Origin of the sequence: Okeania sp. SIO2B9 (assembly GCF_010672505.1) — a bacterium.
Taxonomy (GTDB): domain Bacteria; phylum Cyanobacteriota; class Cyanobacteriia; order Cyanobacteriales; family Microcoleaceae; genus Okeania; species Okeania hirsuta.
In genome coordinates, this window is sequence record NZ_JAAHGK010000163.1 from 1 (window position 1) to 8,337 (window position 8,337).

General features: G+C 41.2%; 4 protein-coding genes and 1 pseudogene. 1 reads left to right on the plus strand and 4 read right to left on the minus strand.

The annotated features are described in order from the left end of the window. Both F6K13_RS08285 and F6K13_RS08290 read right to left on the minus strand, forming a co-directional pair. The coding region (locus tag F6K13_RS08285) for a response regulator (RefSeq protein ID WP_287287189.1) at positions 1-702 on the minus strand (702 nt) is incomplete at its 3' end. Positions 703-718: 16 nt separating this feature from the next. Next, on the minus strand, positions 719-3,781 hold the full coding sequence (locus tag F6K13_RS08290) for a hybrid sensor histidine kinase/response regulator (protein ID WP_124155657.1): 3,063 nt from the start codon (positions 3,779-3,781) through the stop codon (positions 719-721). 53 nt (positions 3,782-3,834) lie between these two features. Between F6K13_RS08290 and F6K13_RS08295 the strand changes: the two genes are divergently transcribed. Beyond that, the gene (locus F6K13_RS08295) at positions 3,835-4,068 is read left to right on the plus strand and encodes a hypothetical protein (protein WP_124145599.1); all 234 of its coding nucleotides are present in this window, start codon (positions 3,835-3,837) and stop codon (positions 4,066-4,068) included. A gap of 1,009 nt (positions 4,069-5,077) precedes the next feature. Here the strand turns inward: F6K13_RS08295 and F6K13_RS08300 are convergent. Further along, positions 5,078-5,698 (minus strand): annotated as a pseudogene (locus F6K13_RS08300) (sensor histidine kinase); the annotation flags it as partial. A gap of 198 nt (positions 5,699-5,896) precedes the next feature. After that, entirely contained in the window at positions 5,897-7,738 is a 1,842-nt protein-coding gene (gene ltrA / locus F6K13_RS08305; RefSeq protein WP_375339445.1) for a group II intron reverse transcriptase/maturase, read from the minus strand. Between the last annotated feature and the right edge of the window lie 599 nt (positions 7,739-8,337).

Sequence of the window (8,337 nt, forward strand, 5' to 3'; positions counted from 1 at the left end):
TCTAGAAGATTTACCAAAGTTAGTTAAATCTTCTAGCATATAGTTTAAGTCGCTTGCTTCCAGTGCTTCTTCAATTTCTGCACCGGGTTGAGGAAATTTCTCGCGATAGAGATCGATGATACCTAATAGATCGTTGATGTAATCTTGTGCAACACTAACATTACCGACCATGGAACCAATTGGATTATTAATTTCATGGGCAACCCCAGCCACTAATTGCCCCAGCGCCGAGAGTTTCTCCTGTTGTACCAATTGCACTTGAGCTTGTTGCAGCGCCTGAGTCCGTTCACTCACCTGCTGTTCTAAAGTATCCGTCAGTCGCTTTAATCGCCAGTGGACTTTGACGCGAGCTAACACTTCCGCTTCTTCAAAGGGTTTGGTGATGTAATCGACTGCACCTAATGACAAACCTTTGACTTTGTCTTCGGTATCAGCGATAGCTGTCATAAAAATGACTGGAATTCCTTTAGTTGCTTGATTTGCCTGAAGACGAATGCAGGTTTCAAAACCATCTATTTTCGGCATATCAATGTCCAGCAGAATCATGTCTGGGTGATGGCGTTGTACTTGGGCTAGAGCATCTTCACCATCAACTGCCATGCGGACTTTATAGCCCGCAGCTTTTAAGGCTTTTGACAACACAGATAAGTTAGTGGGTTTGTCATCCACAATCAAAATAAATGGTTGGGTTGGATCTGGCATGGGTTTCTGCTCCTTATTAAACGAGGTAGTTTTGAATAAATGCTCGCATTTGTTTGATTTCGCAAGCTTCTGCAAGGCGGATCAATTCTTGGGTAAAGGCAGCAGTATTGTTATCCTGAAGTTGTTCAGCGATTTCTATGATGCCATCAACTTCTCCATCTTGGGCTAATTCCCAGATTTGCTGCAAGATTTCTGTTTCAGGTGGCTGGATTTCATCGGCAACAACCTCTATATTCTGTTTTTCAGTGTTATTTGCGTCATAAATCCAATCTAATTGTAGATGTTTTTGCAGCAGTTCTAGTAAAGTTTTAGCTTGCACTGGTTTTGGTAAGAAATCATTTCCCCCAGCATCTAGACTTTTGTGGCGATCAATATCAAAAATACTGGCGGAAGAGACCAGAACAATTTTGTTTTGTAGTTGGGGATGGCATACTCCTTCGGAGTCAGTTCCTGAACGCAACTTATGTAAAAACTCAAACCCATTCATTATAGGCATAGATAAGTCAGTAATAACTAAATCCGGCGATGTTTTTAGTACCTGTTCGATACCCTCTTTTCCATTGTTAGCTTCGATCATTTCAAAGCCGATGGGTTCTAGAATATTAATTAATACGGAACGATTTTCCCAACGGTCATCAACAACCAATATTTTGCGTTTCTCACCTTTGTAACCCTGAATTACGCCTTGTTGCATGACTCTCAAAGTGTCTGCCCAATCTTCTGCTTCAGGCAGTTCAACTTCCCAACAGAAGGTGCTGCCTTCACCTAAAATACTTTGAACCTGGATTTCACTTTGCATCAACGCAGCAATTTGACGGGTAATAGTTAGTCCGAGTCCCGTGCCTTCTGCTTGCTTTTTATGATCGCCAACTTGCTCAAAGGGCAAAAAGATTTTTTCGGTTTGTTCTGGAGTCATCCCCACCCCAGTATCTTCTACCTGAAAGCGAATTTTTGCCCCAATGGATTCAACCTTAAAAGTCACGCTACCGCGTTCGGTAAATTTAATGGCATTGCCCAGAAGGTTGATCAAAACCTGACGCAAACGTTTTTCATCCGCGCAAATACCCGTAGGCAATTGAGAGCTAACCTGGAAATTAAAGGTAATCCCTTTTTGTTCGCCACGAATGCGGATGATTTCAACAACACTTTGCAGGAAGGAAGGCAGATGGATGGCTGTGGGATGCAGTTCTAATTTTCGGGCTTCGATTTTGGCGAGGTCCAATATATCGTTGATTAGGTTCATCAAGTGAGAACCGGATTGGTAAATAATATCAATGCCGTTTTGCCCTTTTTGGGTGAGAGGTTCGCTGCGTTTTAAGATTTGGGCATAGCCAAGAATACCATTAAGTGGAGTGCGTAACTCGTGACTCATGTTAGCGAGGAATTCGCTTTTGGCTTGGTTGGCCCTGTCAGCAGTTTCTTTTGCTTGCTGAAGTTCCAAACTGGCTTGCTGAATTTCCTGAAATTTATCTTGCAGAACACTTGTCATACATTGAAAGTTACTAGACAGGGTTTCAATTTCAGTAATTGAACTGGCTGGAATTTGTAGCGATTGATGTTCTGTGAGTTTATCGGGTAAATTGCTGGTGAGATTGGCAAGTTGCAGTAAGGGTTTAACTAGACTACTGCTAATGGGTTTTGCTAAAAGAGGTGCTAGGATAGCGATCGCCATCAGAATAGCGAAGCTTTTGGTGTAAAATCCCTCAAGTTTTACCAAATAGTAAGCAGTCGGTGTTTCGATCGCCACTATCCATGGAAGCTCGCCGTCAATAGCACTCTTGTGCACGTAAAATGACTTTCTCCAAAGCACGGCTTTAGCAGTGTTGGGAATATTCGGTACCCAAAGGTAGCTATTTTGATCGATCCAATAAATTTCACCATTCCGGTCTCGATCAAAGGGTTGCCCTACTTTCAGATCTTCGCGAGTGGTAGTAATGACCCGGTCTCGTATATCTAGTAAACTCACTAGCCGAGTTGATGTAGACTGACTGGATAGCCATCTTTTTTTCAGGTTATTTACATCAATTTCTGCAACAAATTGACCCACTAGGTTGTCATCTTGCCAAATGGGTATACTCTGAAAGATCGTTGGCGAATCGGATATCATTATCATCTCAGAGAGCATTGGCTGTTTTGCTGTTAACAAACCCTGAAGTGGTAAACTGTTTAGTTGAGTAACATTTTGATTAGCGTTTTCGACAGTGGTTGAATTGAGAATCTGCCCATATGTGTTTGTAATATAAAGATTGCGGAAATCGGGAACGGTTTGTTGAGCAATTTGAATTGTTTCCTGGTTCTGGGAACGGTTTGAGCGATTCCACAGCGGAACGCTATCTTGAATATTGGATGCGAGTGCTTCCAACTTCTCCAGGTTTTGTTGATGCCAGTTCTGTATATCGGTACTGACATTTTGTCTGGTTTCTTCTAGGCGAACTAAAACGTTGTTCTCTTGAACAGAGGTAGCATCCTGACAGTTCCACATGGTCAGTACCATTGCTGGGAGTAAGACAAAAGCTACTAGCAAATTAAGGAGGGTCTGCTCAAAGGCATGAGTTTTATTCTTGATGCTAAACCATTGAGCAATGGGTGTGTGAGTTAGAATCATACTGGCAATTAAGGCATTGCAAATTTGGTTGAGTGGATTTTTGAAGGAAATGAATAAAACACTTTCAGGGGGAATTTTAGCGACAACGATATAGAGGAACCACAGAAGTGGAAATCCGATAATTCCCCAATAAAAAACATCAAGGAGTAATAAGTTGCTGCTGCGCCGTCGCAGTCCCCAACCGACAAAAATCGCTTCCAGGGTGTAGAGAATAAAGGCAGAGGGGTGGTGCCACAACAAAATTGTATAGGAACTGGAAATCGCGGCAGCGATCGTGCCCCAACCGAACCCGTACAGTCTGACGACCAGCATGGTAAAAATACTACCAAACAGCCAGTCGATATGAAGAATTATGGGAATTTTGAAGTAATTACCCATATACCCTGCCAACAGCAAGCAGAGCAAAACAATTGTCGTTCTCCACCGATGTTTGTTTCTATGTGAGTTCCAAGATTCTGCAATATTTCCTGCCATTGTTTTCTCAATTAGTGTTAAAATTTAGTATTAAAATAAAGTTTGATAGAATTGTGCTAGTAACATCAAATCCGGTAGCATCGATGTTATTCAGTATTTTAAAGATCAGAGTCTATATTAGACATCTCCAGAAAATAGGGAACAGGAAACAGGGAACAGGGAACCCACCCCTCGCCCCTCCCCCTCCCAGGAGGGGAGTAATTGATAATTTATGGATAAGAATTGATTTAATTTTTGATTTTTACCAGATGTCTATTGTAGGGGCGTTAGCGGCAGCTTGGCGTTAGCAAATGGCCATTCGCCCTTACCCATTGTATGAAGATCGAAGAAATTATATTACTCCGATTTCTCGGGAACCGTAGCCAACGGATTTGATATAAGATTTCGACTCAGTTTCAGTTATTCTTTCATGTTTTTAGGTTGTATTATTTAGAATAAAGACTTTTTTATCAGTTTCAGGAAATTGTTGACTGAAGAGGAAGGACAATTGTAAATTCTGTTCCTTCTCGAGGAGTTGAAGTCACATAAAGATTTCGGTAGTGCCTGTGCGAAAGTGTGGGAATGGTAATATAATCATTGTCCTCAAACACTTTCTATGATCATGGAATGTCCTCTATGTGGCCATCATCAAACTCGGGTATCATAGAAAGATAAGTAAATGATTGATCTAGCTGATGTCGAGAATATCAATACCCCACAAATCAGCAGTGGCGAGTTTTGGTCATTCGTCCAAAAAAAGCGAGTGGGTAATTCTGGGGTCTCCCCAGAATGTAAGACGTACTCAAGACACAAAAAAACTCTCAGATCAATGAATTGACACAAGGGGATTGTGAGATGGGGATGACTCAACCATCCAGAACGTGGATTGATTTTGGCCACGCTTAGTCGGAAAACACAGTGACCAGTTCACCCTAGAATTAATCGCCAACACAGAAGGGAAAATTAATTGTCAACAGTGGCATACTGATGATTGGGGTGGGTCTCAACGAGTTTGGCCCCCAGAAGTCAAGCATATGATCGGTAAAGACCAGACTCAACAACTAGAGCGCTCAAGGGAATGTCAGACAGCAGATAGGTCCGTGGCATCGCACCCCAGAATAAATTTGGTCAGGAAGGGGAACAAACAAAGATCACAGTTAGGTTAGCGTTCGCGGAGCGTGGTGTCAGGCGTATGGCCTACTTGAATTGGATTTGGGTTCATAATCGCCATCACAATACTGCTGCCCAAAGCTCGGGGTTGGCGTTGGTGGAGCAAGTGCGGCAGCTATATCGCCCCTTGGGACTGGAATGATATAATTACTGATCCCACACTTTGCGCTCTGCACTACCAAGATTTCCTCCATGTTTATGTTCGATAATTTGATGGGCGATCGCTAATCCTAAACCCGTCCCTTTTCCCACATCTTTAGTTGTAAATAAGTGGTCAAAAATCTTGGCTTTAACTTCTTGATTCATCCCCTGACCATTATCAGCAAGAGAAATTTTAACTCCTTGATTTTCCATTGAAGTTGTAATTTTAATTCGGTTAGGATTAACCTCAATTTCTGCAAAACTTAAACCTGTATTTGATTCATCTAACGCATCAATAGCATTGGCAATAATATTCATAAATACCTGATTTAACTGACCGGTAAAACAATAATTTTTTGGTAAATCTCCATAATTTGTAATTACTTCAATCCCAGGGCGATGTTGATTTGCTTTGAGGCGATGTTTGAGAATTAACAGAGTACTATCAATACCTTCATGGATATTAAAAGGTACTTGATAATCTTTATCTGCACGAGAAAAAGTACCCAGAGAAGTGCTAATATTTTTTAATCTGTCCCACGCTATAGTCATCGAATCAATTATTTTAGGTAAGTCTTCTAAACTATAATCCAAATCAATTTCTTCTGCATAGTCAATAATTTCATTACTCTTGTTGGTCAAACTTTCTTGAGATCGTATTTGATGAAACACTAAACATCTCCTCCAAAAGAGGGAATAGGAAGAAATAATTGATGTTAAACTAAGCCAGGCAAGTTACCTTGACCGACTCGTCTTCAGAACCGGACGTGAGACTTTCACCTCATCCGGCTCCTCTCTTAAACGTCCCTTGTCATGGGTACATCCCTACTTCAGTATCAACATATCATCAACCCATAAATAACTTTCAGGTAAGTCCTGTGGCTTAAATTGTGGATATGTCTTGTTATCTGATGCAGTTTTAGTATCGTGGCAATGTCGGTGCAACAATTGTTTGTTCTTATATGTGTTGTCACCACCTTTAGACCTTGGTTTTATATGGTCAACTTCAATTAGGTCAGTTGGTCTAAAGGTTAGTCCACAAGATGCGCATTTACCTTTTTGTCGCTTAAGTAGCGTTGTGACTTCTTTCCTTACGCCTGGATGTTTACCGATTCTGCTACCCCAATAAGTCCAGTCACCGTCATAAGGGGATTTATTACCTTTAACTTTGATGTGCCTTATAATAGGTATATCTGAGTGTCGGTTTAGTATATACTCACCGTCGTTAAGTAACCAATTTCTGGTCTCTTTGCAGCGAGGGAAATACTTTTTCTTTACCCATTTAGCCGACTTATTTGGATGCCTTCTACTGGCCCATCTCCATATTCTTACCCATAGGAGGTTATCTATTTTGCTGAATACCTCTTTACTGGCGACGGTTGAGAAGTAGTTAGCCCATCCTCTTATTACCGGATTTAACTTAGCTATTAGAGCTTTAGTCGGGGCGGTTTTATTCTTATCAAATATATCCGCCAGTTTTCGATAATGAGTTTTTATACTCTTGGAGGAGGGTTTAATCAGAGTCTTATATCCTTGTTTGGTTGACTTTACCTTCCATTGCCTGACTGTAAAGCTAAGAAAGTCAAATCCAGGTTTGTTCCCTTCATATTCTTCTAAGGTGTGGACAATTTTGGTCTTTTCTGGTTTTAGCTCTAATCCTACCTGGTTTAACCACTCCTGTATTACGGCTTTTGCTTGCAGGACTACTTTGATGTCTTCATGTAGGATAACGAAATCATCAGCGTAGCGTACTATGGTAAGACTTTGACATTTACTTTTCCAACCTTTTTGATTACCTTTTTTGTTTTTAAGGTCTATAGTTTTGGCAAATTCCATTAGTCTTTCCTCCATACCGTGCAGGGCGATGTTTGCTAGTAAGGGTGAAATTACCCCTCCCTGTGGTGTACCTTCCACAGATTCTAGGAATTGATTGTTGTCCATCACTCCAGACTTTAACCATTGTTTAATTAGTCGTCTGTAGGGAGATTGACCTATCTTTCCTAGAAGTGCATCGTGGTTAATTCGGTCAAAACACTTAGATATATCGGCATCTAACACATATTTAGGTTTATGATTGATGCTAGTGTGTATGGCTACGATGGCATCATGCGTTGACCGTCCTGGCCTAAAACCATAACTGTTAGGTTCAAAGTGTGCCTCCCATTCTGGTTCCACACCCAACTTAACCAAGGCTTGTAACGCACGGTCGTACATTGTTGGGATTCCAAGCGGTCGCTTCTCATCCCTTCCTGGTTTTGGTATCCAGACTCTGCGGGTTGGACTTGCTTTGAGGTATCGCGTATTTAATAAGTCAACTAGGTTAAATCTCTGTATTGGTGGTAGATTTTTGATTCCATCTATACCCGCAGTTTTCTTCCCCTGGTTATCCTGGGTCACGCGCCTAACAGCTAGCAACCTAGCGTAGTAACTTTTGGTCAGAAGTTTTTGGTACTTACGCATCTTGCGGATTTCGCCACGGCTGGATGCTCTGTAAATTAACTTTTGCAACTTAAATACATATTTTTCTACCTTCTTCCAATTAATATCTTTCCATTTAAGGTTAGGATTGATACTAACTTGATTCGGTATATCGTCTGTATCCCATGCCACGCTTAAAAATGGTCTAGGATTTCCTAGTTTTCTTTTTAGTGTTTTAGCTTTATTCATAGCTAATTGTTACTTTACATTACGTCTAACAGTGGATACGTCTGCAAATTAATGCTTATTATCCAATCCTACTCTCCCTAAGACCTACGTCCGATTGCGTAGATTGACCTTGAATGGCTTCCTAAGTTATCGACCTATATTCTGAGGTGTCTTAGAGAGGTTTTCTCGTTCCCTTATTCCTTTTATTACGGCTAATTTAGTGGGGTAAAATCTCCCGGAGGGTTCGGTATGGTTGCTGATAATTCCGAAATTATGAAATTATCCATTGACCCCCTGACTTTCGTCCTACATTCCATAGTTACCTTTGGAATGGTTTCGTGTAACGAGAGTTTAATTACCTTCCTGTTCGTCCACTTGTCAGCCTTTGCTTGCGGTATCGTTCTTGGTAACTGGTATTTTCCCGCTTTTAGGCCAGCTTCACCAGTTTGATATTCAGTCTCACCAGTGTGGCCTATGCTGTCAACCCAACAACAAGGCGGATGGAATTTCACCACCAAGGTAATAAGAGTTATTCACAAGTCGAGGTTGTCCTCATGTGGTGACTTGGAACGGCCATTTATACCCAGTTTCCTGGTTTAGTGGCCAACGAGTCACACAAT

Coding starts and splice junctions, on each gene's coding strand:
- ltrA (WP_375339445.1), bottom strand. CDS start 7,738: ATGAATAAAGCTAAAACACTAAAAAGAAAACTAGGAAATCCTAGACCA.
- F6K13_RS08290 (WP_124155657.1), bottom strand. CDS start 3,781: ATGGCAGGAAATATTGCAGAATCTTGGAACTCACATAGAAACAAACAT.